Origin of the sequence: Acinetobacter lwoffii (genome assembly GCF_052078135.1) — a bacterium.
In the GTDB taxonomy this organism is placed as follows: Bacteria; Pseudomonadota; Gammaproteobacteria; order Pseudomonadales; family Moraxellaceae; genus Acinetobacter; species Acinetobacter lwoffii_Z.
This window is the reverse complement of the sequence record NZ_JBQGUZ010000009.1, coordinates 77,537-103,185: the sequence shown is the minus strand read 5'-3', so window position 1 is coordinate 103,185 and position 25,649 is coordinate 77,537. Positions and strand designations below refer to the sequence as shown.

Below are 25,649 nucleotides of genomic sequence, written 5' to 3'. Positions count from 1 at the left end.
GTAATCACTAAGATAGGGATAGTATAAACAAAAAACGCCCCAAGTTATATTGGAGCGTTTTCTTTTTAGCTTAATCCGAAGATTAGTCTAATGGTTGAACTTCTTCAGCTTGAAAGCCTTTTTGGCCTTTAACAACACTGAATTCAACACGTTGGCCGTCACGAAGTGAACGGTGACCGTCACCTTGGATAGCACGGAAATGAACGAATACGTCATCGCCGCCGTTACGTTGAATAAAGCCGAAGCCTTTAGTATCGTTAAACCACTTAACTACGCCTTGTTCGCGAGCAGCTGTCATAAGTTAATCCTCATTGAAACTAAAAGAAGGACCACCCGGTGTTGCAAACAGCAGAGCAAACAAGTTTGAAAATATTATTTTTAAGCTTGTAATCATTCTGTAAAACTATCAACAAAATCCCGGTTACATCCATTTATGTAATAGGGTGAAAAACAATCACTTTGTTTATTCAAAGTCCCAAATACGCAACGAGCTTAACATGGGTTTATCACAATTAATAGATTTTTTTTAGCATGTTCTGTTTGATTTAGTTATTTTTTTCATGAAAATTGTCAAAAGACTTTATAAAGTCATTTAGATCTTCTTTTTCTTAAACCAGTTTGGTTCTGGCATCATATTTGCTACTATTTATAGCCTTTTCTGCTATCTAAATGAAACCGCAATGCTCGAAGATCCAGCGCAATTCAGCCTTATAGACGCTATGGGAAAACCGTGCCCGATGCCGCTATTAATGTTAAAGCGCGCACTAAAGGCCGGGAATCAGAAAACATTCCTGCTGAAATCATCTGATCCCAATAGCCAGACAGATGTCAGCCGCTATTGTCAGCTGCATCAGCTCAAGCTTGAATTTAAAAAAATTTCTGATACAGAGTTTCACTACTTAATTGAATCTTAAAAATTTTCAATTAAACTGTTGATTTTCACTTTCGTATACTTTTTTACATTTCTCTACCCAAATATCCATTATTTGCGGAGAGATTGGATTAAGATAAAACCTAGTTTAGGGTTATCCCGCACTTCAAGGAGAACACATGAGTGACAGCCGCAATCAGTTGATGCCCCTGTCATTATCGGCGCCAGGTGTCAACCTCGGTGCTTATATCAGCACTGTCAATCAGATTCCGATTTTAACGGCCGAACAAGAAAAAGAGTTGGCTGAACGCTATTACTATGACCAAGATTTAGATGCAGCGAAAATGCTGGTCATGTCGCACTTGCGTTTTGTAGTACATATTGCGCGTAGTTATGCCGGTTATGGTCTACCACAAGGTGACCTGATTCAGGAAGGCAACCTGGGTCTGATGAAAGCTGTGAAACGTTTTGACCCGAATATGGGCGTACGTCTGGTGTCATTTGCCGTGCACTGGATCAAGGCGGAAATTCACGAATATGTGATCCGTAACTGGCGTATTGTGAAAATCGCCACCACTAAAGCGCAACGTAAACTGTTCTTTAATCTGCGCAGCCTGAAGAAATCATCGAAAAAGTTGACGCTCGCAGAAGCACAGTCTATTGCCAATGATTTAAATGTCACACCAGAACAAGTACTGGAAATGGAAGGCCGTCTGACGGCGTATGATGCGGCTTTTGATGCTTCAAGCGATGACGACGATGAAGGTTCAACCCATGTGGCACCAGCATTATATCTTGAAGATAACCGTTATGACCCGGCTCGTCTGATTGAAAATGAAGACTATGAGGAGCAAAGCACCTCTGCTCTGCACGAAGCCATGGATCAGCTAGATGATCGTTCACGTAATATCTTGCAACGCCGTTGGCTAGATGACGAGAAATCGACCCTGCATGAACTGGCAGCCGAATATAATGTTTCTGCGGAACGTATTCGTCAGCTGGAAAAAAATGCCATGGAAAAAATTAAAGTGGCGATGTCATCGAATTAACACCAAATTCCGTTACTGATTTACCTCGAAAAAGCCTTCTTTGATGAAGGCTTTTTTATGTCCGCATTTTGAATTTATGCTAAGGTTGAGCGCAAACTTTATCAGGAAGATCAATTCAAATGTGGATTGCGATTTCAGCACTTAATTTGGCATTTGCAGTTATGCTCGGTGCTTTTGGTGCACATGGTTTAAAAGCACGTGCAACTGAAGCACAGCTCGGCTGGTGGCAAACGGCAACGGATTATTTTTTCTATCATGCCTTAGGACTACTAATTCTTTCTTTACTGGCGAAAGTCATCCCTGCATTGCCCATTCAATGGAGCTTCGGTCTGATTCAGGTCGGCATTTTACTGTTTTCTGGCTCACTGTATATCATGGCCTTAGGATTACCCCGCGGTTTAGGGGTTATTACACCTATTGGCGGTGCTTTAATGATTGCCGGATGGTTAATTCTGGCCTGGAATGCTTTAAAATACGCCAGATAAGTCTGAACAACACTTAATCATGGAGGGTTGCTAGAATGATGATTTATATCAATGGCGAACAACAGGAAACTCACTGCAAGAATCTGCTGGAACTGATTCAGAGTATGGCGCTTGAGGGTAAGCGTTTTGCAGTTGAAGTCAATGAAATGATTATTCCTAAAAGCAGATTGGGCGATACGCCAATTTGCGATACAGACAAAATAGAAATTATTCACGCGGTCGGTGGCGGCTAATACTCGGGACAATTATGCAAGATTTATTACAGATTGGTTCACGCCAATTCCAGTCACGCCTTTTGGTAGGCACGGGCAAATACAAAGATTTAAATGAAACCCAGCAGGCCATTGAAACCAGTGGTGCAGAGATTGTCACTGTCGCTATTCGCCGTGTCAATATTGGCCAAGATCCTGACCAGCCGAACCTGCTGTCAGTCATTCCTCCGGAAAAATATACCATTTTGCCGAATACCGCAGGTTGCTTCGATGCCAATAGTGCCGTCCGCACCTGTATGCTGGCGCGTGAGTTGCTCGATGGCCACAATCTGGTCAAACTTGAAGTTTTGGGTGATGAAAAGACACTTTATCCAAACGTAACCGAAACACTGAAAGCTGCGCGCACCTTGATTGACGATGGCTTTGAGATCATGGTTTATACCTCGGATGATCCGATCGTGGCGCAAGAGCTGGAAAGCATGGGCTGTGTTGCGATTATGCCATTGGGTAGCCTGATTGGTTCTGGTCTGGGCATTCTGAATCCACATACCCTGTCAATCATCAAGGAAAATGCCAAAGTTCCTGTCCTAGTCGATGCCGGTGTCGGTACAGCGAGTGATGCCGCGATTGCGATGGAACTGGGTTGTGATGGTGTACTCATGAATACAGCGATTGCAGCTGCACAAAATCCGGTATTAATGGCATCTGCGATGAAAAAAGCCGTTGAAGCAGGCCGAGAAGCTTTTCTTGCAGGCCGTATGCCGCGCAAGCGTATGGCCAATGCCAGCTCACCGGAAACCGGCTATTTCTTTAAATAAATTTTCATGAACAAAAATAAAGGACTCAATTGAGTCCTTTATTTTTGTTTTTAGTTAAGGAATCAGACCTTCATCACGCATAGCAATCTGTACAGACTGACGTTCTGCCACTTTATTACGGATATGAATAATATTTTTATATGGACTCAAATCATGCTCAATCTGGTTCGACCAGTTGGTCAAGACAAATAGATAGGCATCCGCAGGCCCAAAGTTATCATCCACCAGATAATCATTGTCCGATTCACCGATAGCTTTATCGATATAACTCAATAGTCGATCAATCTCTGCATAGGCTTTTTTCTTTTCATCTTCGGATAACTTGCCACCGAAGAACACCGCATAGGCATCATGTAGTTCAGAGTTCAGATAACCTAACCATTCCAGCACTTTGGCACGTCCCATGCCCGATGGTGGAATCAGATCTTGTTTTGGATCGTGTTGAGCTAGAAAAGGTAAAATGGCTACATTTTCTGTCAGGATCAGGCCAGGGTTAATTTCTAATGCTGGTACATAACCTTTAGGATTAACTTCGTAATAATCCATACCTTTTTCTGTTTTATGTGTTTTTAAATCAACACGTTCCAAATCAAAATCGACATTAATTTCATTTAAAATAATATGTGCTGCCAGTGAGCAGGCACCTGGCGAATAGTAAAGCTTCATTTCTGATCCTTGTTATACACTTCTCAATGTTTTAAATCGCTTCTGACAAACTTTCAAGTGATCAAACCTGTAAATTGCAAAAAAGCGTAACTGTCATTTCAGGGCAGTTACTCATTCAATATTCAGGATATTCCGGGCTTTTGCAAGTCAATCTTGTGTAGATTTTTATCTCTATCTGTTTAACATACACAGGTTTTCAAAATTTAGATGATATTTCGTGATTAGCCTGAAAAAAGAAGAATGGTTTTCCAATATCCGCACAGATGTATTGGCAGGTCTGGTGGTGGGACTTGCCCTGATTCCTGAATCAATTGCCTTCTCTGCCATTGCCGGTGTCGATCCGCAAGTCGGTTTATATGCCTCTTTCTGCATTGCAGTATCCATTGCCTTTTTTGGTGGCCGTCCTGCCATGATCTCTGCGGCTACAGGCGCAATGGCACTTTTGATGATTACCTTGGTAAAAGAACATGGTTTGCAATATCTGTTGGCTGCCACAATTCTGACCGGCATCATTCAGGTCATTGCGGGTTATTTTAAAGTCGCTAAATTAATGCGCTTTGTATCGCAGGCGGTGGTATACGGATTTTTGAATGCCTTGGCGATCCTGATATTTGTGGCACAAATCCCGGAAATTAACAGGATGGATAGCACCGGTTATCTGTTTATTGCGATTGGTCTGGCGATTATATATATGTTTCCTTATATCCCTAAAATCGGTAAAGCCATTCCCTCACCTTTGATCTGTATTATCGTACTTAGCGGTTTAGCTCTCTTCTTGGGTGCAGATATGCGTACCGTGAGCGATCTTGGACAATTCCCGGATACTTTGCCAGTATTCCTGATTCCAGAAATTCCACTCAATCTGGAAACCTTGCAAATTATCCTGCCTTATTCCTTTACCTTGGCGACTGTCGGTTTGCTGGAAAGCATGATGACCACTACGGTCATTGATGAAGTGACCGGAACTGAAGGTGACCGTCATCAGGAATGTCGTGGTCAGGGTATGGCCAATATTGTCAGCGGCTTTATGGGCGGGATGGCCGGTTGTGCCATGATCGGCCAGTCAATTATCAATGTGTCTTCAGGGGCACGTACCCGTTTATCGACTCTGGTCGCTGGCGTGTTTCTGCTGTGTCTCGTGGTTTTTTTGAAAGACTGGCTGGCTTATATCCCAATGGCAGCTCTAGTTGCGATCATGATTATGGTGGCATTTACCACCTTTCAATGGGGAGCAATCAAGCAATTCAGCAAACATCCGCTAGAATTTAATACCGTGATGATTGCCGTGATTATTGTCGTGCTTGCCACTCATAATCTGGCGCTTGGTGTATTTGTCGGCGTATTGCTCTCTGCCCTGTTTTTTATTAATAAACTGGAAAGAACCGTACATGTCTATACGCATTTGAATTCAGCTCATTCACGCAGCTACTTTATTTCTGGACAGATATTCTTTAGCAGTTCAGAGAAGTTCTATCAGTTCTTTGATTTTAAAGAGAAGCTTGAGCATGTCGAACTGGATCTGACCCATGCGCATATTTGGGACGTGACTTCGGTCAATATGCTGAATAACGTGATTCAGAAGTTTAAAGCCCAAGGTATAGATGTAAGGGTGATTGGTTTGAATGAAGCCAGCAGTACATTGATCGACCGTTTTAGTAGCTGATGAACGATGATTAATAAAAGAGCCTCAATTGGCTCTTTTATTTTATCTGGAAGATCTTGCCGATTTTTATGGAGAAATACCGAGAAAAGTTTGACTTGCTCGGCTCAGGACTTAAAATACCGCATTCTGAATTTTTAGATTTGCCAAAGTTATGTCGAACGATCAATTAGACCAGCAAGTCGTGGAGCTGGAAAACTTAAGCGAGCACCGTGAAATCGTGACGTTTATGCGCCGCTCAATGCCGCTGAATACCTCTCAACGTACTGCGCTTGAACAATATGGTCACTTAATTTTGGAATATCCAGTCGGTGATTTGCGTCAGCACTTTGAACATCCTGAACGTCCTTTGACTGTAGAAATTGGTTTTGGTATGGGCCGTTCACTGGTATTGATGGCCAAAGCTAATCCTGAACGTAACTTTGTCGGAATTGAAGTCCATGTACCTGGAATTGCGCAGTGCGTGTATGAAGCAGGTGTTGAAGGCCTAACGAACTTACGTGTGCTGGATGCTGATGCAATTCAGGTATTACGTGAAATGCCAGACAATAGTATTAATGCAGTTCAGTTATACTTCCCTGATCCATGGCAGAAAAAACGTCATTTTAAACGCCGCTTTGTTTCGCATGACCGTATGCCGCTGGTGGAGCAAAAGCTGGAGCTTGGCGGAACTTTCCATGCTGCAACGGACTGGGAACCGTATGCGGAATGGATGATAGAAGTATTGGAAGAACGTCCACGTCTGGAAAATCTGGCGGGCAAAGGCAATAGCTATCCTCGTCCGGAATGGCGTCCACAAACCAAGTTTGAACGTCGCGGGATTGAAGCAGGTCACAAGATTAATGATTTTATCTTTAAGAAAATTTCTTAATCTAAGACTCAAAAAAAGCGCTGATTATTCAGCGCTTTTTTATGGGAAAAATTTGGCTTTGAACCCTGCTTCGTAGATAAATTATCAGCTTCTTCATTTCTGATGACGCGTGAGAATCTGCTGGCTCAACAACTGATAGACATTTTGTAAATCTTCTCGCTGCATATTGGCTAACATCTGCTGATGCATATTCAAGATATTCTGATCACCACGCATCGCTGGGCCGGTCTGCATTTGTTTGGGATCATTCTGAGTGGCTTTATTGGCAGTTTCCAGCATTAAGGGATACAACAAACTGAAATCGACCTGTTGTACATCCACCACCTGCTTGGCCATGTCATAACAGTAATTGGCAAAATTACAGGCAAATACCGCTGCAAGATGCAAACTGAGACGTTGACTCGAACTATAAATATAAACACGATTGCTTAGGCTATTTGCCAGTTCTAATAATAGGATTTGGTCCTGTTCATTCACCGCTTCAATCAACAGTGGCGTCTGCTGCCAATCAATCTGGCGTTCGAGACTAAAGGTCTGTAAAGGATAAAATACGCCTGCACGCGCATGCACATTTTTCAGTAAATTGAGATGGGTGCTGCCAGAGGTATGTACGATCAGATTCTGCTGTAGATACGGATGAATCTGTTCAATGACGTTGGCAATCGACTGATCACTGACCGCGATAATGACCAGATCCACCTCATGATCCAGCTGTTGAGGCTGAGCGATGGCCTGAGCGTTGAATTGCTCAGCCAGTTGCTGTGATTTTTCTAGGGTTCGACTGTAGATCTGTACGATCTCATGTTGTGCTGAAAATACACGGGCAAGATGATATGCCACTCGCCCTGCCCCAATCATACTGATCCGCATCTTGTGCTGTTCCTGACTCATTGCGCACAGCATGCCAATAAATACAGATTGAGGCAATTGGCCTTGATGTTTTTGAATAGGCTTTAGAACTTTCGCAGGGTCAGAATCTGTTCACTTCGGCCAAAAGGTCCATGAACATCATGCAGAATCCCGCTAGTCAGACCGATACCATCTTCACCATATTGCTGCACCACTTCCAGTCCCAGCCATTTACCCTGCGGCAGACGGTGCATATGAATCTGCAGGTCCAGATTCGGAAATCCCCAACCGGAATTCGGGTCCTGACGTGGCACAATGCCATTGGCCGTATCGACCATACCGAGCAAACGACTAAAGTCTGTCGTCGGTTGACCTTCTACCATGTCCAGCGAATTTCTTAGCCAGACAATGCCCTTGCCTGCACGATGGTCAGCATGTGCCCGGGTTTCAATACTCTGGATATAACCGCCCGGCCAGCAGCGCATACCCTCCCAAACCGGTAAATATTCTGGACTTTCGATCGGAAAATCTTCCACTCCAGCAATGGCCGTGGTATTTGAAGTTAGCATTCTCCACGCGCGTGCCACGATACAGGTTTTACCATTGGCACACATTTCAGCTTCAACCAGTTCAATGGTTTTACCCGGACGGATCATGCGTGTGGTAATCGAAAATTCACCAAAGGCTATCAGGCCAAAAATATCCAGTCCGACCCGACCAATACGCATGTCAGCACGTGGCTGAAACTGTTCCAGTTCGACGCATAGAATACCGGTGGCTGGCGCCATGTGCTGCTCATGCGGATTCCACGCACCTTGTGCATGAATATTAGAACGGTAATAAGCCGTAGTACTGCCATCTGCATGCTGTTCGCGCTGAATAAAACTGTAATATGCCGACATTGTTTTAATACTTCCCTGAATATTCTCTTAAACTTTAGAATTTGCAAAAAGTTCTTTGATCTTTATTTTCTGAGCAAAAAGCCATGATAATTCATGATTTGACAATAAATTTTGCACTGTTTAAATCCGACTTTGGTTAAAAGTGCTGTAAAATTTTGCGCAGATAACAAGTGAAAATCCTGCTCCAAGCGTTCAATCATCTTGCTACTTTGCACCATGCTTAACCCTGTCTGCTGTGCCAGCTTCTGCATAATTTTGATGTCTTGCTGATCTTCGGGTTGCATCAGGTCATAGGTCAATGCAAGACCGTTGGTTTTAAGACACTGATGGATAGCCTGAAAAAATCCGTTTTTTTCGGAATTTGGAATGAAATGAGCCACCAGAATGGCCAATGCGGCATCGAAAGTATCCGGCTGATTCAAATCTTGAATCGTGCTTTGGATGAATTGCACCCTTTGTCGATCTATAGAATTCAGATTTTTACTAGCCTGTTTCAGCATGGCTGCTGATGGATCAATTGCAGTAAAGGTCCAGTCTGGATGTTGCTCTAATAAATACGACAATTCATAACCTGTTCCGCAACCCACTATTAATATATGTGCGGTTTCTGGGAGTTCAGTGCTGAGAATTGCTTCAATCTGCTGATGCACCAGTTCATAACCGGGAATCAGTTTACGGATATGATCGTCATAACTGGCGACCACGACTTCAATGTGAAAGTTTTTTGCCATATTTTACTCTGATTTTAGATGTTCAGTACATTCATGTATTTCTATTACCAGACCGTCGTGATCAGTAAATTCATTTACAGACATTTTAGAATCTTGCTAAATGTACAACCTCAAACTGCTAGATATATTGAACGTCCATTGCGCAGGTTTTTCGTTACTTTGACGGGGCAAAGTAACCAAACCCTTTTGTTTCACTGATATGGCATCCCTGCCATACAGTGAAACGGCGACATCCATGTCGCCGGGCTCTCTGATGAGTTGCTATTAATTGTTAGCTTTAGGATTAGTTCTAACGTAAAAAATAAAGTTTAAGCAATCTCTTTCAAGTTCAGCTCTTCACGCATAAATTCACGCAATTTGAACTTCTGCGCCTTCCCTGAAGCCGTCATTGGAAATTCCTGGAAGAAACGCACATAGCGCGGCACTTTATTGTGAGAAATATGCTCCTTACAATACTGACGGATGGTTTCTTCAGTACAAGGATCATTTTCATGCAGGATGATGCAGGCACAAAGTTCCTCACCATATTTATGGTCTGGCACCCCAATCACCTGTACATCTGAAACAGCCGGATGGGTATAAAGGAAATCTTCAATTTCTTTCGGGAACAGGTTTTCCCCTCCACGAATCACCACGTCCTTGATTCGGCCCTTGATTTTGACAAAGCCTTCATCATCCATTTCAGCGATATCACCGGTATGCATCCAGCGCGCCGCATCAATCACTTCCTGGGTTTTATCCTGATCTTCCCAATAACCGAGCATCACTGAATAACCACGTACACACAGCTCACCCAATTGGCCGCGTGGAACCACCTTGCCATTTTCATCGACAATTTTAACTTCCAGATGCGGATGTACCCGGCCAACCGTACTGACACGTTGCTCGACACTGTCTGCCGTTGAGCTTTGTGCACTGACGGGTGCGGTTTCAGTCATGCCATAACAAATCGTGATTTCAGACATATGCATCCGTTCAATCACGCGCTGCATAATTTCCTGCGGACATGGACTACCCGCCATAATCCCGGTACGCAGACTGGACAGATCAAACTCGTCAAACTGTTCATGTTCCAGCACCGCAATAAACATAGTCGGCACACCATAAGCCGCGGTACATCTTTCCTGCTGGATGGCTTTTAAGGTTTCCAGCGGATTAAACACGGCAGACGGATAGATCATGGCAGAGCCATGCGTAATACAGGCCAGATTGCCCATGACCATACCAAAACAGTGGAATAAAGGCACTGAAATACAGACACGGTCTTCTGGCCCTAAATGAATCGCTTCCCCGACAAAGTACCCGTTATTTAAAATATTATTATGGGTCAGCATGGTACCTTTCGGATTGCCCGTGGTACCCGAAGTAAACTGGATGTTAATGGTTTCATCAAACTGCAATTCACTGGAGATCTGTTGCAGTTGTTGCAGCTCTTGTTCGCCAGGCGAGCTCAGCAAATCCTGAAACCGGTGGATGCCGGTATGCTGCTGGTCATCAATTTTAATCACATGTTTTAAATGCGGCAGGCGCTCTGCATTAAGGAATTTATCTTCAGTTTCCTGCAATTCCGGCGCAATTTTAGTCAGAATTTCCTGATAGTCCGTCGTCTTGAACTGCGCTGCAATCACCAGTCCCTTACAGGAGACCTTGTTTAGCACATATTCAAGCTCGTTGCTTTTATAGGCCGGATTCAGGTTCACCAGAATAATGCCTGCCTTGAAAGCCGCAAACTGGGTAATGGTCCATTCCACACAGTTCGGCGACCAGATCGCCAGACGGTCACCTTTTTGCATACCCAGTTTCAGCAGCTGACAGGCAAAGGCATTGACCTGATCCTGTAGCTGCTGGTAACTGAGGCGTATGTCCTGATGCAGGCTCACCACTGCATCACGTTCTGCATACTGCTCGCAAGCCTGATCAAATTTTTCACCAATCGTCATGCCCAATAAAGGCTGGCTGCTGGTTCCATAGGCATAGCTTAACCGTACTTGTGTCATTGAATCGATCTCCTTGATTCTTTGTAATTCTGATTTTCAACTTTACTAATTGTTTTATGACCACGACGACCTTGTCTGTGTACCGGTTTTTTGTGTGTTTATGCTTGTAAATTTTCCTCCTGCCCACGTACTGCGTTGACACAAAAATCGGCAATCTGTTTGACAAAGTGATCCTTATACTTCTGATCAAACATGACATTTCGGGACGGATTTAAAGGTTCAATCACGACAAAGGTCATGGCACCAACCACACCTAATGCTGCCGTATTCAAATCTTCAAATTCGAATTCTCCATTGACCTTTCCTTCGGCCAGAATTTCCTTAATGCTCTGCTTAAGCAGCTGCTTACTGCGAAAACGCTCATGTTCCATTTCCGGATCAACCGGTTCGAACATCAGTGAATACGCCAATTGGGGGCTATTCATGGCACGCTTGACAAAAGTTGTAACAGATTTTTGCAATTTCAGTTTTGGCGATAAATCTGACTCGGCAATATGGTTCAGAATTCCGACTTCATGCTGAATCGCGGCCGACAAAACCTCAATTAAAATCTGGCTTTTGCTTTCGAAATATCGATAGACCAGCCCTGTAGAAACGCCTGCGCTTTCTGCAATCGCCTGAATCGATGCCTCCTTCAAGCCCCCTTGAATAATCAGTTCACGAGCAGATTCCAAAATCGACAGGCGATTTTGTTCCATTCGTTCCTGCATCAATGATGATCTTTTATAACTCATAAAATTAATCTCAACAAGATAAAATGAATTGTAAATCATTTTGTGAATATAGATTCACTTTTTTATTTTTTCGTTGTATGTTAAAACCACAAGCACAACAACAATGCTTTTTTGGACACAACAAATATAACCTCAGGATGGATGAAGAATGAATTTACAAAGCTTGGATTTCGGTTTGGATGAAACTCTAATAGCGCTTCGTGATTCAGTGGCCGCATTTTGCGCCAAAGAAATTACCCCGATTGCTCAACAGGTTGACCGTGACAACGAGTTCCCTGCTCACCTTTGGAAAAAATTTGGCGAGATGGGCCTGCTCGGGCTGACAGTCAGTGAGGAATATGGCGGTTCAAATTTTGGTTATCTGGCGCACATCATTGCCATGCAGGGAATTTCCCGTGCTTCTGCATCCATTGGGCTGTCCTATGGCGCACATTCTAACCTATGTGTAAACCAAATTAAGCGAAATGGTACTGAAGAACAGAAACAGCGTTATCTGCCTAAACTGATTTCAGGTGAATATGTCGGTGCCTTGGCAATGTCTGAACCGAATGCAGGCTCGGATGTGGTGAGCATGAAACTGAAAGCAGAAGACAAAGGCGATCACTACCTGTTGAATGGTTCAAAAATGTGGATCACCAATGGTGGCGATGCCGATGTTCTGGTGGTCTATGCAAAAACCGATTTGCAGGCCGGCGCCAAAGGCATGACCGCCTTTCTGGTTGAAAAAAATATGCCAGGTTTCAGTCATGGCACACATTTGGACAAACTGGGTATGCGCGGTTCAAACACTTATCCGCTGTTTTTTGACAATGTCGAAGTACCCAAAGAAAACGTCATGGGCGGCGTCGGTAATGGCACCAAGGTCTTGATGAGTGGTCTGGACTATGAGCGTGCTGTATTGAGTGCTGGCCCACTGGGGATTATGGATGCCTGTATGGATACCGTGATTCCATATATTCATGACCGTAAACAGTTTGGTCAGGCGCTGGGCGAATTCCAGTTAATGCAAGGCAAAATTGCCGACATGTATTCGACCTGGCTAGCCTGTAAGGCACTGGTTTATGCGGTCGGTGCTGAATGTGACAAAGCTGAGCATAGCCGTAGCCTGCGTAAAGATGCTGCCAGTGCCATTTTATATGCTGCTGAAAAAGCGACCTGGATGGCAGGAGAAACCATTCAGACTTTAGGTGGTAACGGTTATATCAACGAATTTGCTGCCGGCCGTTTATGGCGTGATGCCAAACTGTATGAAATTGGCGCCGGTACTTCAGAAATCCGCCGCATGCTGATTGGCCGTGAACTTTTCAACGAAACAGCCTAAACCTTAACACTTAGAATAAAACAAGGATGTTGGTCATGAATCAGTTATCGAGCAAAATCAATATACGTAGTGAAGAGTTTAAAACCAACCAGACTGCCATGCTGCAACTGGTGGATGACCTAAAACAGAAAGTTGAAAAAATTGCTTTGGGTGGTGGCGAAACTGCCCGTCAAAAACATCTGGACCGTGGCAAATTACTCCCCCGTGAACGGATTAATCACCTGATCGATCCAGGAACCGCTTTTCTGGAAATTGGTCAGCTGGCTGCCTATCAGGTGTATCAGGATGATGTTCCTGCCGCAGGTGTGGTCGCTGGTGTTGGTCAGGTCAACGGTGTGACCTGCATGATCATCGCCAATGATGCTACGGTGAAAGGCGGTACTTATTATCCATTAACAGTGAAAAAGCATTTACGTGCCCAGGAAATTGCCGAACAGAACCATCTGACTTGTATTTATCTGGTGGATTCAGGCGGTGCATATTTGCCTTTACAGGATGAAGTATTTCCAGACCGCGATCACTTCGGCCGTATTTTCTACAATCAGGCACGTATGTCGAGCCAAGGTATCGCCCAAATTGCAGTGGTGATGGGCAGCTGTACTGCAGGCGGTGCTTATGTGCCTGCCATGTCAGATGAAACCATTATTGTCCGCAATCAGGGCACCATTTTCCTAGGCGGCCCTCCTCTAGTTAAGGCAGCTACTGGTGAAGTGGTGTCCAGTGAGGATCTCGGTGGTGGTGATGTGCATACCCGTTTGTCTGGCGTGGCTGATCATCTGGCTGAAAACGATGAACATGCACTTGCGATTGCCCGCAACATCGTGGCCAACCTGAACAAAAAGCCAAACAAGACCGCAGATGAAATCGAAGCGCCGCTGTTTGACAGTTCGGAACTGTACGGCATTGTGCCGAGTGACGCGCGCAAGCCTTTTGATATCCGTGAAGTGATAGCGCGTATTGTCGATGGCTCACGTTTTGACGAGTTCAAGGCACGTTTCGGCACTACACTGGTGACCGGTTTTGCCAAGCTCTATGGCATGCCGGTCGGGATTATTGCCAATAATGGCATTCTATTTTCCGAGTCAGCCCAGAAAGGCGCACATTTTATTGAACTGTGTACCCAGCGCAATATTCCACTGATTTTTCTGCAAAACATTACCGGCTTTATGGTCGGTCGCCAGTATGAAAATGAAGGCATTGCCAAAAATGGTGCCAAGCTAGTGATGGCCGTCGCCAATGCCAATGTACCGAAACTGACTCTAGTGATTGGCGGTTCTTTTGGTGCCGGCAACTATGGTATGTGTGGTCGTGCTTATTCGCCACGCTTTATGTGGACCTGGCCAAACTCGCGTATTTCAGTGATGGGCGGTGAACAGGCCTCCAGCGTTTTGTCAACCTTAAAACGTGACCAGATTGAACAGAAAGGTGGTAGCTGGTCAGTAGAAGAAGAAGACCAGTTTAAACAGCCGATTCGTGACCAGTACGAACGCCAAGGCCATCCTTATTATGCATCTTCGCGTTTATGGGATGATGGTGTGATTGATCCAGCGCAATCGCGTGAAGTACTAGCCTTGAGTCTGGCTGCAGCCCTGAATGCGCCCATCCAGCCAACCAAATTCGGCGTGTTCCGCATGTAAGAGGTGACAAAATGACATATCAATTTTTACAGCTCGAACAGCAGAATCAGGTGGCAACGGTTTGGATTAACCGTGCTGAACTGCACAATGCCTTTAATACCCAAGTCATTGAAGAACTGCATGCTTGCTTCCAGTCTTTAAATAACCGTGATGATGTACGCGTGGTGATTCTGGCGGGTCGTGGCAAAAGCTTCTCGGCCGGTGCTGACCTGAACTGGATGAAACAGGCCGGTCAGGCATCACAGGCAGACAATGAGGCGGATGCGCTCAAACTGGCGAAAATGCTGCAAAGTCTGGCAACCTTGAAACAGCCGACCATTGCCCGGGTACATGGTATTGCGTTTGGCGGCGGCATGGGTCTGGCTTCGGCCTGTGATATTTGCGTGGCCAGTACCGATGCCAAGTTTGCGACGTCGGAAGTACGTTTAGGTCTGGCACCTTCGACCATCAGCCCGTATGTAATTCGTGCAATTGGTACACGTCAAGCTTCACGTTATTTCCTGACTGCCGAGCGGATTACTGCTGAACAGGCCAAAAGCATTGGTCTTGCGCATGAAGTCACTCTACCAGAACAGCTCGACAGCAAAATTGATGAAATTGTGGAAGCACTTTTACTGGGTGGTCCTGCCGCACAGAGCGCATCGAAACAGTTGATTCAACTGGTTGACCAACAGGTATTGACCGAAGATTTACTGCTTAAAACAGCACAGCATATTGCCCATATTCGCCAGGGAGATGAGGCGAAAAATGGACTGAATGCATTTTTAAACAAACAAAGCCCGGCTTGGATCAAGACCACGGCATAACAACGAGAAGGATCCTACAATGTTTGAGAAGATTTTAATTGCCAACCGTGGTGAAATTGCCTGCCGTGTCATTCGTACAGCGAAGAAATTAGGAATTGCCACCGTTGCCGTCTATTCCGATGCTGATGCGCAGGCACAACATGTCAAACTGGCCGATGAAGCGATCTATATTGGTGAATCACCAGCCGCACAAAGCTATTTGCAAATTGACCGTATTATTCAGGCAGCTAAAACGACCGGTGCTCAAGCCATCCATCCGGGTTATGGTTTCCTGTCTGAAAATGACCAGTTTGCCGAAGCATGCCAAGCCAATAACATCACTTTTATTGGTCCACCGGTAGCAGCCATTCTGGCAATGGGCCTGAAAGCGACCTCTAAAGCCTTGATGGAAAAAGCCGGTGTGCCTTTGACGCCGGGCTATCATGGTACCAATCAGGATGCTGATTTCCTGAAACAGCAGGCAGACAGTATTGGTTATCCGGTACTGATTAAAGCCAGTGCTGGCGGTGGCGGTAAAGGCATGCGTCTGGTGGAACGCAGTGAAGATTTCTTGAGTTCACTGGCATCATGTAAGAGTGAAGCACGTTCCAGCTTTGGTAATGAAGATGTGCTGATTGAACGCTATGTGATTCAGCCACGTCATATTGAAGTGCAGGTGTTTGGTGATACCCACGGCAATTATGTACATCTGTTCGAACGTGATTGCTCGGTACAGCGCCGTCACCAGAAAGTGCTGGAAGAAGCGCCTGCACCGAAAATGCCGGAAGACAAACTTGAGGCGATGCGTCAGGCGGCAATCGATGCTGCGCGTGCAGTGAACTATGTCGGTGCCGGTACAGTCGAGTTTATCGTGGAGCAAGACGGCACAGCTTACTTCATGGAAATGAACACCCGTCTTCAGGTTGAACATCCAGTGACGGAAATGATTACCGGACAGGATCTGGTGGAATGGCAACTGCGCGTGGCTTTTGGTGAACCTTTACCGAAGCAGCAGCATGAGTTGCAGATTCATGGACATGCACTCGAAGCCCGTGTTTATGCCGAAGAACCGGAAAAAGACTTTATTCCTGCGATTGGTCAGATCAGCTACCTGCATTATCCGGAGCAAAGTGACTGTGTACGTGTGGATAGCGGTATTGTCGAAGGCGATGAAATCAGCACCTATTATGATCCGATGATTGCCAAACTGATTGTCTGGGGCAAAAACCGTGAAGCAGCCCTAACCCAGATGCACCATGCACTGGGTCAGTTCCATGTTGATGGTCTGGGTAACAATATTGCTTTTCTAGATCGCCTGGTGCTGTGTGACTCGTTTAAAAATGCACATTTAGATACTGGCCTGATTCAGCGTGAAGAGGAATTCCTGCTCAAACCTTCTGCGGATATCAGTGCCGAACTGGTGGTCAGTGCCGCACTGATTGAGCTCCTGGCACGTCAAGCACAGAATCCCGCTCCAAGCAATCCGGTATGGCAGCAGCAAGCATTCTGGCGCCTAAACCAGCAAAATAGCCATACAGTGCAATTACAACGCAATGGCATCAACCTGAAAGTTCAGTTCCGCACTCAGGATCAAGGTTTTTTTGCCAGCTATAACGGTCAGCAGATTGAGATTCAAGGAAAACTCGTCGAGGCCCATACTTTAGCGTTACAACTGGCGGGTAAACAGCAAAAACTGGTTTTTAGCCAGACTGAGCAAGGCATTACCCTATTCCAGAATGGTCAAAGCTATAAGTTCAATTACCTGAAGTCTGATTTTAATAATCAGGATGAACAAGGCACGGAAAATAACCTGATCGCGCCAATGCCAGGCGTCATTACCCAGGTGCTCGTGGCAGCCAATGACAAAGTCAAAAAAGATGATGTGCTGATGACGCTGGAAGCCATGAAGATCGAATACTCGATTCGCGCACCGCATGACGGCATCATCGCAAGCTCATATTTCCAGAAGGGTGATCAGGTTAAAGCCGGTGATGAACTGGTCGAGTTCCAGCCGCTGGCGGAGGAAGTGGCATGACGAATTTTGTCAAAATCGTAGAAGTCGGGCCACGCGATGGCCTGCAAAATGAAAAAACACCTTTGACATTGGATGACCGGAAAAACCTGATTTTGGACCTGATGAAAACCGGTCTACAGTCCATCGAAGTCGGCTCCTGCGTTTCAGCCAAATGGGTACCGCAAATGGCAGACAGTGATGTGCTCTTTGCCAGCCTACCCCAAGATCCGAATATTCAGTTCAGTTTATTAACCCCAAACATGAAAGGTTTTGAATCGGCACTGGCTGTGGGTTGCAAGGAAGTGGCGGTATTTACTGCAGCTTCTGAAAGCTTTACCCGCAAAAACATCAACTGCTCGATTGATGAAAGCTTCGAGAAGTTTGCCGATATCATGGCAGCAGCCAAAGCCAATGATATTAAGGTACGTGGTTATGTCTCCTGCATGGTGGACTGTCCTTATGAAGGTGCTATTGATCCGAAACAGGTGGTCAAAGTCACCCAGCGTTTGCTGGAGATGGGCTGCTACGAAGTGTCATTGGGTGAAACCATTGGTACAGCAACACCGGATCGGGTGAAAAATGTCTGGGAGGCTTGTCTGGCTGAACTTGATGCCAAGGTTCTGGCTGGACATTTTCACAATACCTATGGCATGGCCATCGCCAATATTTACCAGTCTTTACTACAAGGCATTCGCGTATTTGATTCATCCATTGCTGGCCTAGGTGGCTGCCCTTATGCCAAAGGGGCTTCAGGCAATGTTTCAACTGAAGACCTGTATTACCTGCTCTCCAAGATGGGCTTTGAAACCGGTATTCAGCTGGATGCCCTGATGCAGGCCAGCCGTAATATCAGTGAAGTCTTGCAGCGCAACAATCCATCCAATTATGCCAATGCCTATTGGCAAAAAGCCTGTGCTTGAAAATAAACTTGCTTGAGCAAAATGCTCTTAAGCAAACCATAAGGATATAAGCAGCAGATTGAAGTCTGCTACAACAATAATAGAGGTGACAAGATGTCAAACAAGGTTTATGACAGCGCTCAATCCGCCTTAAAGGATGTGGTGCAAGATGGTCATACCCTGGCCGTTGGTGGTTTTGGCCTATGTGGTATTCCGGAAGCTTTGATCGCAGCTTTAAAAGAAACAGGTGCTAAGCAACTCACCTGTATTTCCAACAATGCCGGCGTAGACGGCTTCGGTCTGGGACTTCTGCTGGAAACCAAACAGATTAAAAAAATGATTTCCTCTTATGTCGGTGAAAATAAGGAATTCGAACGTCAATATTTAAATGGCGAACTGGAAGTTGAACTTACTCCACAAGGGACTTTGGCAGAAAAATTACGTGCTGGCGGTGCCGGTATTCCGGCTTTTTATACGGCGACGGGTGTCGGAACCGTGATTGCTGAAGGTAAGGATGAACGTGAATTTAAGGGCAAGAAATATATCCTGGAAGAGTCTTTAACTGCTGATGTCGCCTTGGTTAAAGCCTATAAGGCCGATAAAGCCGGTAACCTGATTTTCCGTAAAACCGCCCAGAACTTTAATCCGGTCTGTGCCATGGCGGGCAAAGTCACCATTGCTGAAGTTGAAGAAATTGTAGAGATTGGTGCGCTGGATCCAGATGAAATCCATCTTCCGGGAATTTATGTGAACCGGATAGTCGTGAATGCTCAACCGGAAAAACGTATTGAACAGATGACCTTAAAGGCGGAGGCTTGATCATGGCTTGGACACGTAATGAAATGGCGCAGCGCGCGGCACAAGAGCTTGAAGATGGTTTCTATGTCAATTTAGGGATTGGCCTGCCGACGCTAGTCGCAAATTATATTCCGGAAAATATCAATGTCTGGCTGCAATCGGAAAATGGTTTGCTGGGGATTGGTGAATTTCCAACCGAGGAAACTGTCGATGCCGACCTGATCAATGCCGGTAAACAGACGGTTACCGCGCGTAAAGGTGCTTCATTTTTCTCAAGTGCCGACTCATTTGCCATGATCCGTGGCGGTCATGTCAATATCGCCATTCTGGGTGCTATGGAAGTGTCTGAAACTGGTGATCTGGCCAACTGGATGATTCCGGGCAAAAAGGTCAAAGGCATGGGCGGTGCCATGGATCTGGTCGCGGGTGTACAAAAAGTCGTGGTCTTAATGGAACACTGCGCCAAAGATGGTACACCGAAGATTGTACCGCAATGTAGCTTGCCGCTGACCGGCCAGGCTGTGGTGAACCGGATTATTACCGACCTCGGTGTACTGGATGTTAGTCCTGATGGAATTCGACTGGTTGAACTGGCACCAGAGGTCAGTTTTGAAGAGATTCAAAAAGTCACGGGGGTAGCGCTACTACGTAATGCTGCCTGATCCAGCCAGCCCTTAAGAATAAAATTTCTTAAGGGCTTTTTTATATATAGCTGTTTCATTTCAAAATAATAATCGCAGAATAAATGGATTTTAATCATGCAAACTCAACAAAATATTTTGCAGCGCTTCGCCTTGCGCGTCAGCGACTGGTCTGAAAAATGGTTTCCGGATTCTTATATTTTTGCCCTGCTCGGCGTCATCATTGTGGCGATTGCCGCTATCGGAATTGGTGCACCGGCACAGGATGTCGCGATTTCCTTTGGTGACGGCTTCTGGAGCCTGATTCCCTTTACCTTGCAGATGTGCATGCTGATCGTGGTCGGTTATGTGGTTTCGGTGTCCAAGCCTGTCCAGCTTCTGATCCAGAAAATGGCGCGCCTGCCACATTCCGGTCGTGGTGCGATTGTCCTGGTCGCCACGGTCAGCCTGTTAATTTCTCTGATTAATTGGGCCATGAGTACTGTACTGACTGCACTCCTAGTGATTGCACTGGCACAGCGTAAAGAGCTTAACATGGATTACCGCGCTGCTGCGGCTGCCGCGATTATCGGGATGGGTGCGACCTGGGCACTGGGCATCAGTTCTTCAGCTGCACAGTTACAGGCCAATAAAAGCAGTCTGCCTGAACCGATTTATAATCTGACGGGCGTGATTCCATTTACCGAAACCATTTTCCTGCCGCAATCCATGATCATGACGGCGGTACTGATTGTAGCTTCAATTGCGATTGCTTACTGGTCAGCACCTAAAGGGTCTGACATTAAAACCATTGAGCACTTCCCGATTCAGATTGAAGAAGAAAAACCGGACGTATCTGCCGAAAAAAGACCGGGGGATTGGCTGGAAAATTCACCCATTTTAAGCATTCTGATTGTGATTCTGGGCGCAGTCTGGATGTTTAACGAATTTTCCAAAAGCAATCCGATTCTGGCCATTTCCAGCTTAAATACCTATAACTTTATCTTCCTGATTTTGGGCGTGGCCTTACACGGTACACCGCGAAATTTCCTGAATGCGGTATCCAAAGCCGTACCCGCCATTTCTGGGGTACTGATCCAGTTTCCACTGTATGGCAGTATTGCCTTTATGATGACCAATGCGCTAAACCCGGCCGATCTGTCATTGTCACATTACATTGCCGAGTTTTTCGTTTCGATTGCCTCGCAGGAAACCTTTGCCATCGTGATGGGACTCTATTCAGCGATTCTGGGCTTCTTTATTCCTTCTGGCGGTGGAAAATGGATTATCGAAGCACCCTATGTGATGCAGGCTGCACATGACTTGAAAGTGCATCTGGGCTGGTCAGTGCAGATTTATAATGCAGCAGAAGCCTTGCCGAATCTGATTAATCCATTCTTTATGTTGCCGATGCTGGGTATCCTGAAATTAAAAGCCAAAGATGTGATTGGATTTACGGTGACCCAGTTGATTTTCCATCTGCCTTTGGTACTGTTCCTGCTATGGTTCCTTGGTCGGACATTGACTTATAGCCCGCCGGTATTTTCTTAATTTAAGATAATAAAAAAGGACGAAGATTCGTCCTTTTTCATTTAGGCTGCTCTCTTAATTTCCTGTCTTCTCAACTACACCTTCATCATCTACTTCACGTACAATTCCCGTTTCGGTATTCACGACCTCAAAGGTCACGCGACGATTCTGAAACTGTCCGGCAGGTGTGGCATTGGGTTCAACCGGCTGATCCTCTCCCATGCCAACTGCCTGTAACTGTGCAGGATTGACCCCTTTTCCAACGAGATAACTGGTAATCGCTTGAGCTCGTTGCACAGACAGCACCTTATTTTCTGCTTCACTACCCTGAGCATCGGCATGTCCTGTAACCTTCAGAATGACATGCGGTGCTCGTTGCAATAATGCAGCAGCCTGATCCAGCACCAATTTATTGACCTCGGGAACTTCAGTCGATGCCGTATCAAAATTAATGATCTGTAAATTCAGTGCAGTCGCCACATCCAGCGCTTTAACATTATCGGTCTTGATACTGGCCAAGGCTTGTTCTGCCTCACTATTGGCGGTATTAATCACGTCACTTCTATTGAGCGGCTGCTGGGTCACCACTGTGACATTTTTGGCCAGACTACGAATTTGTGCTGCCAGACGCTCGGCCTCTGAATTGGTTGCTGCACGCACTGAAACCTGATTGCCAATCCAGTCAAGTGACACATTTGGCATTCCCTGCATTGTTCTCAAAACAGTCGGAATAGTATCTTGATCGGTGAATTCTGAATGATAAACCTCACTGCTCAGCGCACCACAACCAATATTATAATTAAAGATCTGTTTGATCTCATTTTGTAGAATTTCCATATACTGCGGATTATTCAGCTGTAATTGGCAACTGACAATTTCGCCATTGCTACCAGTACTCAATCGCAAGGATGCAGGCTGAGCTGCGGCAACTTCGCTCGTTGCCTGGGTATTTGAATCTTCAACACCATCCTGCATGCAGCTACGAACCAGAAACAGGATCAAACCCGCCAGGATCAGAAAAATAATAAACGGCCATAAAAAGCCGGTTTTTCTTTCTTCCTGAACAATGATGGTCTGCTCCGCCAATACAGGTTCCTGATTTAAATTCTGCCCTGCCAAGGGTGAAACTCCAAGCGCTGCCAGAATAGGGCCAGCCCAAAGGGGTAATGCGCGCTGAATCGAATCGGCGTGGGTTTCCAGCAAATGGCTAATCGCTTCCGGACTTGAAGCACCCGCTTCGGTCTGTAAAAAATTCATAGTCGGTACAATTGACCGGTTCAAGGTATGCTCTATTTCATCTTGCGGCGCGCTCTGATCCACTTGATCGAGAAACTGCTGCTTGAGTGCCGGGTTTGCATTGAATAATTCATGAATTTTTGGATTAAGTTGCTGACCAAGATTCTCGATCCAGGCGGGACGTGAACGCAATATACTTAAAAATATGGGATAGAATTGAGCCAAAGCTTGATCTTTGGCAAATAAATGCTCGGTTTCACCTTGAAGCACAATCGCCGTAACATCGCTTTTTAAGCGTTCTATAAAGTCTATATTCATAATCGTCACCATTCTTTTGATTTTTCTAATGTTTAATATTTAATCAGTGTAACGATCCCCATTTTTTTAAAATGTAAATAATTGTATGAATATCATAAAGTTTCACTATTTTTATTGAGTACTCATTTTACCAACACAAAATTTAAAAAATAAAAAAAGCCAGCCGAAGCTGACTTTTATAAAATTGGGATCACTTAAGCAGCAAAAGTTTGAACCACTTTACCCAGCACTTTTTGATTAATTAACGGGGTATTTTTACCTTGTGACACGATACTTTCTTTATTCAGGGTCCATTCCAGTTCCGGATCTAGCAACACCCAGCCTGATTCATTTATCCATCGATCTGCCATTTGTGCAACACGTGCCGGAGCTAAGGTCACTTTTTCCACCCATTCCAGTGGAGTCAACAATCCCTCACGAATCAGTTGCAGACCAAAAGGTACATAGGTATCAAAAGCAGTGAAACCTGGCTGCGTTTCAGCAAACGGCGCCATTTTCGCAGAGCTGCTTAGTGGTTCATGATGAGTACAAATCGCATCAATCACACCTGATTTTACACCCTGACGCAGTAATTCTTTGTCCTGTTCAGAACGAAGCGGTGGACGCACATGTGCCAGTGAATTAAATCCATCAATCAAATGATCAGTTAAATGTAACTGATGCATGGCCACATCACAGGTCACCGGTAAGCCTTTTTCCTTGGCAATACGGATCAATTCCACCGAAGCACCACAAGACAACAGACCAAAGTGTGCTCGTACTTTGGTTGATTCAATCATCAACAGATATTTGGCAATCGCCACGGTTTCAGCCAGTGCCGGAATCATCGGCAAGCCCTGACGTGATGCAATAAACCCTTCATGCACACAGCCGTCTTTGGCAATTTGTGGTTCTTCCGCATAGAACACCACCGTCAGGTCTAAGCCTGCAGCATATTCAAGGGTACGCAGTACCACATCATCATTGGCAAACGACGCACTGGCATTGGAGACGGCAGTACAACCGCCCTTTTTCAAGCCTGCCATATTTGCCGGTTGTTGACCATTTAAGCCTTGGGTTTGCGCACCAATCACTTGAAGATAGATCCCACCATCCAGCATGGCTTTTTCGACCAGACCGTGAATCAGCGCACCATTATCTTGTACGATTGGCTTTGAATCGGGTGGCGTAAATACGTGCAAAATGCCATTTTCACGTGCCGCTTTTCCTTCAGACTTAAGCGTACCGTGTTGCTGTTGACCCGGTTCACGTAAACGCGCACACAAATCGACCATGGTTGGCATTAACCATTTGCCTTGACCATCAATCGTTTCAGAGACGTCTGCTGTTTCTGCAACGAATTTTCCATTTTCCAGATACACGGTCTGGATAGAATTAGTGTTTTGGATTGGATCAAGAACACGGACATTTTCAATTTTTACAATAGTCATGACTTATTCCTTAACCCGCAATCGCTTCAATCAAACCTTGTTCTTGTAACTGGCCTTGCATCGATAAAGCCAACACCGCCATACGCACTGCAATGCCATTAGTCACCTGCTTCAAAATCACAGATTGCGGACCATCCGCAATACTTGAGTCGATTTCAACGCCGCGGTTCATTGGTCCCGGATGCATCACGATACAATCCGGTTTGGCCATGGCAAGACGTTCTTTATTCAAGCCATACATTTTGTAGAACTCAGCTTGCGAGGCCAGTGCCGGAGAATCAATCCGCTCGTTTTGAATACGTAAGGTAATGATTACGTCGCAGTCTTTGATGCCGTCTTCCATATTGTTAAATAGACGAACACCATCGCCATATTCTTCAAAACCCAATGGCAGCAAGGTATTCGGTGCAATCACCCGGATATCCTGGCAACCTAAAGTTTGCAAGGCAGCCACATCTGAACGCGCGACACGTGAATGCTTGATATCGCCAATAATGGCAATCGACATTTCTTCGAATTTTTTCTTGGTTTCGCGGCGAATGGTCAGCATGTCCAGCATCGCTTGAGTCGGATGCGCATGACGGCCATCACCGGCATTAATAATTGCCACCGTTGGGCAGACATCTTTGGCAATAAAATGCGCTGCCCCTGAAGATGAATGACGTACCACAAAAATATCGGCCGCCATGGCTTCCAGATTCCATAAGGTGTCACGCAGGGTTTCACCTTTGGAAGTACTCGAACGGGCAATATCGATATTGAGAACGTTGGCAGAAAGGCGCTTGGCAGCGGCTTCAAAGGTGGTGCGGGTACGGGTTGAATTTTCGAAGAACAGGTTCATCACCGTTTTGCCTTCGAGCAAATTATTGGTGATCAGCTGATTTTGGTCATTAAAAAAGGACTGTGCAGTGTCCAATATTTTTGTCAGGGTTTCTTTAGATAGACCTTCGATGGTCAAGAAGTGTTTTAGATTACCTTCTTTATTGAGTTGAATCTGGCTCGGTGTATGCAATGCCGCCAAGTGCATGAGAGATTCCTTATGCGTTAAGTCAACATATTATACAGAGATTGGCGAATTTTTATAGTTGGCCATGCTGCTACTTGTACAAAAAGCATCTGAACAATAAAAATAAAAAATCAGATTCCTTTGTATTTTTTCAATAAGATAATTTAACCCGATTTGCATCTTGCTGATTTTAAGTACAAAACCAACGGG

At 45.3% G+C, this 25,649-nt stretch carries 25 protein-coding genes; 15 read left to right on the top strand and 10 right to left on the bottom strand.

All coding sequences use genetic code 11. The features are described 5' to 3' along the window. Window positions 1-82: 82 nt before the first annotated feature. Entirely contained in the window at window positions 83-298 is a 216-nt protein-coding gene (locus ACTL4S_RS08090) for a cold-shock protein (RefSeq protein ID WP_004280099.1), read from the bottom strand. Window positions 299-680: 382 nt separating this feature from the next. On the opposite strand from ACTL4S_RS08090, the gene ACTL4S_RS08085 reads away from it, so the two are divergent. From ACTL4S_RS08085 to ACTL4S_RS08065, 5 genes are all read left to right on the top strand, one after another. Continuing rightward, a complete protein-coding gene (locus tag ACTL4S_RS08085; protein WP_441299126.1) occupies window positions 681-914 on the top strand; it encodes a sulfurtransferase TusA family protein in 234 nt (77 codons plus the stop codon). Between the two features lie 136 nt (window positions 915-1,050). Further along, window positions 1,051-1,920, top strand: a complete 870-nt coding sequence (gene rpoH, locus ACTL4S_RS08080) for an RNA polymerase sigma factor RpoH (protein ID WP_004280101.1) — start codon at window positions 1,051-1,053, stop codon at window positions 1,918-1,920. Window positions 1,921-2,039: 119 nt separating this feature from the next. Beyond that, window positions 2,040-2,405: a DUF423 domain-containing protein gene (locus tag ACTL4S_RS08075; RefSeq protein ID WP_044112682.1), complete on the top strand. Its 366-nt coding sequence runs from the start codon at window positions 2,040-2,042 to the stop codon at window positions 2,403-2,405. Between the two features lie 35 nt (window positions 2,406-2,440). Then, entirely contained in the window at window positions 2,441-2,638 is a 198-nt protein-coding gene (thiS, locus tag ACTL4S_RS08070) for a sulfur carrier protein ThiS (RefSeq protein WP_004280105.1), read from the top strand. A gap of 14 nt (window positions 2,639-2,652) precedes the next feature. Further along, window positions 2,653-3,435, top strand: a complete 783-nt coding sequence (locus tag ACTL4S_RS08065; RefSeq protein WP_004646601.1) for a thiazole synthase — start codon at window positions 2,653-2,655, stop codon at window positions 3,433-3,435. 54 nt (window positions 3,436-3,489) lie between these two features. Here ACTL4S_RS08065 and ACTL4S_RS08060 read toward each other — a convergent pair whose 3' ends face one another. Continuing rightward, entirely contained in the window at window positions 3,490-4,101 is a 612-nt protein-coding gene (locus ACTL4S_RS08060) for a glutathione binding-like protein (protein WP_441299125.1), read from the bottom strand. 217 nt (window positions 4,102-4,318) lie between these two features. On the opposite strand from ACTL4S_RS08060, the gene ACTL4S_RS08055 reads away from it, so the two are divergent. Continuing rightward, the gene (locus tag ACTL4S_RS08055) at window positions 4,319-5,764 is read left to right on the top strand and encodes a SulP family inorganic anion transporter (RefSeq protein WP_441299124.1); all 1,446 of its coding nucleotides are present in this window, start codon (window positions 4,319-4,321) and stop codon (window positions 5,762-5,764) included. A gap of 151 nt (window positions 5,765-5,915) precedes the next feature. Further along, complete coding sequence (trmB, locus tag ACTL4S_RS08050; protein ID WP_219309666.1) at window positions 5,916-6,632, top strand: tRNA (guanosine(46)-N7)-methyltransferase TrmB; 717 nt, start codon at window positions 5,916-5,918, stop codon at window positions 6,630-6,632. Between the two features lie 93 nt (window positions 6,633-6,725). Here trmB and ACTL4S_RS08045 read toward each other — a convergent pair whose 3' ends face one another. The 5 genes from ACTL4S_RS08045 to ACTL4S_RS08025 all read right to left on the bottom strand — a co-directional run bounded on the left by ACTL4S_RS08045 (window position 6,726) and on the right by ACTL4S_RS08025 (window position 11,845). Further along, a complete protein-coding gene (locus ACTL4S_RS08045) occupies window positions 6,726-7,502 on the bottom strand; it encodes a Rossmann-like and DUF2520 domain-containing protein (RefSeq protein ID WP_441299136.1) in 777 nt (258 codons plus the stop codon). 83 nt (window positions 7,503-7,585) lie between these two features. Beyond that, window positions 7,586-8,383: a thioesterase family protein gene (locus tag ACTL4S_RS08040; RefSeq protein WP_004280113.1), complete on the bottom strand. Its 798-nt coding sequence runs from the start codon at window positions 8,381-8,383 to the stop codon at window positions 7,586-7,588. Between the two features lie 62 nt (window positions 8,384-8,445). Continuing rightward, complete coding sequence (locus ACTL4S_RS08035; RefSeq protein WP_441299123.1) at window positions 8,446-9,114, bottom strand: class I SAM-dependent methyltransferase; 669 nt, start codon at window positions 9,112-9,114, stop codon at window positions 8,446-8,448. A 308-nt stretch (window positions 9,115-9,422) separates the two neighbouring features. Then, complete coding sequence (locus tag ACTL4S_RS08030; protein WP_441299122.1) at window positions 9,423-11,111, bottom strand: AMP-binding protein; 1,689 nt, start codon at window positions 11,109-11,111, stop codon at window positions 9,423-9,425. Window positions 11,112-11,209: 98 nt separating this feature from the next. Next, on the bottom strand, window positions 11,210-11,845 hold the full coding sequence (locus ACTL4S_RS08025; protein WP_441299121.1) for a TetR/AcrR family transcriptional regulator: 636 nt from the start codon (window positions 11,843-11,845) through the stop codon (window positions 11,210-11,212). 148 nt (window positions 11,846-11,993) lie between these two features. Here ACTL4S_RS08025 and ACTL4S_RS08020 point away from each other — a divergent pair, with 148 nt between their 5' ends. The 8 genes from ACTL4S_RS08020 to ACTL4S_RS07985 all read left to right on the top strand — a co-directional run bounded on the left by ACTL4S_RS08020 (window position 11,994) and on the right by ACTL4S_RS07985 (window position 21,470). Next, the gene (locus tag ACTL4S_RS08020; protein ID WP_441299120.1) at window positions 11,994-13,166 is read left to right on the top strand and encodes an isovaleryl-CoA dehydrogenase; all 1,173 of its coding nucleotides are present in this window, start codon (window positions 11,994-11,996) and stop codon (window positions 13,164-13,166) included. A gap of 35 nt (window positions 13,167-13,201) precedes the next feature. Then, window positions 13,202-14,803: a carboxyl transferase domain-containing protein gene (locus ACTL4S_RS08015; protein ID WP_311203535.1), complete on the top strand. Its 1,602-nt coding sequence runs from the start codon at window positions 13,202-13,204 to the stop codon at window positions 14,801-14,803. 11 nt (window positions 14,804-14,814) lie between these two features. Beyond that, window positions 14,815-15,609 (top strand): enoyl-CoA hydratase/isomerase family protein, encoded by a 795-nt coding sequence (locus tag ACTL4S_RS08010; protein WP_005262062.1) that lies wholly within the window; start codon window positions 14,815-14,817, stop codon window positions 15,607-15,609. Between the two features lie 19 nt (window positions 15,610-15,628). Next, window positions 15,629-17,623, top strand: coding sequence for an acetyl/propionyl/methylcrotonyl-CoA carboxylase subunit alpha (locus ACTL4S_RS08005; RefSeq protein WP_441299119.1), 1,995 nt, complete (start codon window positions 15,629-15,631; stop codon window positions 17,621-17,623). After that, on the top strand, window positions 17,620-18,522 hold the full coding sequence (locus ACTL4S_RS08000; protein ID WP_441299118.1) for a hydroxymethylglutaryl-CoA lyase: 903 nt from the start codon (window positions 17,620-17,622) through the stop codon (window positions 18,520-18,522). Before ACTL4S_RS08005 ends, ACTL4S_RS08000 begins: the two co-directional genes overlap by 4 nt. Window positions 18,523-18,615: 93 nt before the next feature. Then, the gene (locus ACTL4S_RS07995; protein WP_314103998.1) at window positions 18,616-19,320 is read left to right on the top strand and encodes a CoA transferase subunit A; all 705 of its coding nucleotides are present in this window, start codon (window positions 18,616-18,618) and stop codon (window positions 19,318-19,320) included. Window positions 19,321-19,322: 2 nt separating this feature from the next. Then, on the top strand, window positions 19,323-19,961 hold the full coding sequence (locus ACTL4S_RS07990; RefSeq protein WP_005104503.1) for a CoA transferase subunit B: 639 nt from the start codon (window positions 19,323-19,325) through the stop codon (window positions 19,959-19,961). A 96-nt stretch (window positions 19,962-20,057) separates the two neighbouring features. Then, window positions 20,058-21,470 carry a short-chain fatty acid transporter gene (locus ACTL4S_RS07985; protein ID WP_312326314.1) on the top strand — a complete coding sequence of 471 codons (1,413 nt, stop codon included), beginning with the start codon at window positions 20,058-20,060 and terminating at the stop codon, window positions 21,468-21,470. Window positions 21,471-21,524: 54 nt separating this feature from the next. Here the strand turns inward: ACTL4S_RS07985 and ACTL4S_RS07980 are convergent, their stop codons facing one another. The 3 genes from ACTL4S_RS07980 to ACTL4S_RS07970 form a co-directional block, all read right to left on the bottom strand. Then, a complete protein-coding gene (locus ACTL4S_RS07980) occupies window positions 21,525-23,015 on the bottom strand; it encodes an OmpA family protein (protein ID WP_441299117.1) in 1,491 nt (496 codons plus the stop codon). A gap of 182 nt (window positions 23,016-23,197) precedes the next feature. Further along, on the bottom strand, window positions 23,198-24,433 hold the full coding sequence (locus ACTL4S_RS07975; RefSeq protein WP_180038902.1) for a dihydroorotase: 1,236 nt from the start codon (window positions 24,431-24,433) through the stop codon (window positions 23,198-23,200). A gap of 10 nt (window positions 24,434-24,443) precedes the next feature. Beyond that, window positions 24,444-25,460 (bottom strand): aspartate carbamoyltransferase catalytic subunit, encoded by a 1,017-nt coding sequence (locus tag ACTL4S_RS07970; protein ID WP_004730000.1) that lies wholly within the window; start codon window positions 25,458-25,460, stop codon window positions 24,444-24,446. Window positions 25,461-25,649: the final 189 nt, after the last annotated feature.

What these genes read in the sequence shown, in the direction of transcription:
- ACTL4S_RS08090 (WP_004280099.1), bottom strand. Translation starts at nt 298, where the DNA reads ATGACAGCTGCTCGCGAACAAGGCGTAGTTAAGTGGTTTAACGATACT.
- ACTL4S_RS08085 (WP_441299126.1), top strand. Translation starts at nt 681, where the DNA reads ATGCTCGAAGATCCAGCGCAATTCAGCCTTATAGACGCTATGGGAAAA.
- rpoH (WP_004280101.1), top strand. Translation starts at nt 1,051, where the DNA reads ATGAGTGACAGCCGCAATCAGTTGATGCCCCTGTCATTATCGGCGCCA.
- ACTL4S_RS08075 (WP_044112682.1), top strand. Translation starts at nt 2,040, where the DNA reads ATGTGGATTGCGATTTCAGCACTTAATTTGGCATTTGCAGTTATGCTC.
- thiS (WP_004280105.1), top strand. Translation starts at nt 2,441, where the DNA reads ATGATGATTTATATCAATGGCGAACAACAGGAAACTCACTGCAAGAAT.
- ACTL4S_RS08065 (WP_004646601.1), top strand. Translation starts at nt 2,653, where the DNA reads ATGCAAGATTTATTACAGATTGGTTCACGCCAATTCCAGTCACGCCTT.
- ACTL4S_RS08060 (WP_441299125.1), bottom strand. Translation starts at nt 4,101, where the DNA reads ATGAAGCTTTACTATTCGCCAGGTGCCTGCTCACTGGCAGCACATATT.
- trmB (WP_219309666.1), top strand. Translation starts at nt 5,916, where the DNA reads ATGTCGAACGATCAATTAGACCAGCAAGTCGTGGAGCTGGAAAACTTA.
- ACTL4S_RS08045 (WP_441299136.1), bottom strand. Translation starts at nt 7,502, where the DNA reads ATGCGGATCAGTATGATTGGGGCAGGGCGAGTGGCATATCATCTTGCC.
- ACTL4S_RS08040 (WP_004280113.1), bottom strand. Translation starts at nt 8,383, where the DNA reads ATGTCGGCATATTACAGTTTTATTCAGCGCGAACAGCATGCAGATGGC.
- ACTL4S_RS08035 (WP_441299123.1), bottom strand. Translation starts at nt 9,114, where the DNA reads ATGGCAAAAAACTTTCACATTGAAGTCGTGGTCGCCAGTTATGACGAT.
- ACTL4S_RS08030 (WP_441299122.1), bottom strand. Translation starts at nt 11,111, where the DNA reads ATGACACAAGTACGGTTAAGCTATGCCTATGGAACCAGCAGCCAGCCT.
- ACTL4S_RS08025 (WP_441299121.1), bottom strand. Translation starts at nt 11,845, where the DNA reads ATGAGTTATAAAAGATCATCATTGATGCAGGAACGAATGGAACAAAAT.
- ACTL4S_RS08020 (WP_441299120.1), top strand. Translation starts at nt 11,994, where the DNA reads ATGAATTTACAAAGCTTGGATTTCGGTTTGGATGAAACTCTAATAGCG.
- ACTL4S_RS08015 (WP_311203535.1), top strand. Translation starts at nt 13,202, where the DNA reads ATGAATCAGTTATCGAGCAAAATCAATATACGTAGTGAAGAGTTTAAA.
- ACTL4S_RS08010 (WP_005262062.1), top strand. Translation starts at nt 14,815, where the DNA reads ATGACATATCAATTTTTACAGCTCGAACAGCAGAATCAGGTGGCAACG.
- ACTL4S_RS08005 (WP_441299119.1), top strand. Translation starts at nt 15,629, where the DNA reads ATGTTTGAGAAGATTTTAATTGCCAACCGTGGTGAAATTGCCTGCCGT.
- ACTL4S_RS08000 (WP_441299118.1), top strand. Translation starts at nt 17,620, where the DNA reads ATGACGAATTTTGTCAAAATCGTAGAAGTCGGGCCACGCGATGGCCTG.
- ACTL4S_RS07995 (WP_314103998.1), top strand. Translation starts at nt 18,616, where the DNA reads ATGTCAAACAAGGTTTATGACAGCGCTCAATCCGCCTTAAAGGATGTG.
- ACTL4S_RS07990 (WP_005104503.1), top strand. Translation starts at nt 19,323, where the DNA reads ATGGCTTGGACACGTAATGAAATGGCGCAGCGCGCGGCACAAGAGCTT.
- ACTL4S_RS07985 (WP_312326314.1), top strand. Translation starts at nt 20,058, where the DNA reads ATGCAAACTCAACAAAATATTTTGCAGCGCTTCGCCTTGCGCGTCAGC.
- ACTL4S_RS07980 (WP_441299117.1), bottom strand. Translation starts at nt 23,015, where the DNA reads ATGGTGACGATTATGAATATAGACTTTATAGAACGCTTAAAAAGCGAT.
- ACTL4S_RS07975 (WP_180038902.1), bottom strand. Translation starts at nt 24,433, where the DNA reads ATGACTATTGTAAAAATTGAAAATGTCCGTGTTCTTGATCCAATCCAA.
- ACTL4S_RS07970 (WP_004730000.1), bottom strand. Translation starts at nt 25,460, where the DNA reads ATGCACTTGGCGGCATTGCATACACCGAGCCAGATTCAACTCAATAAA.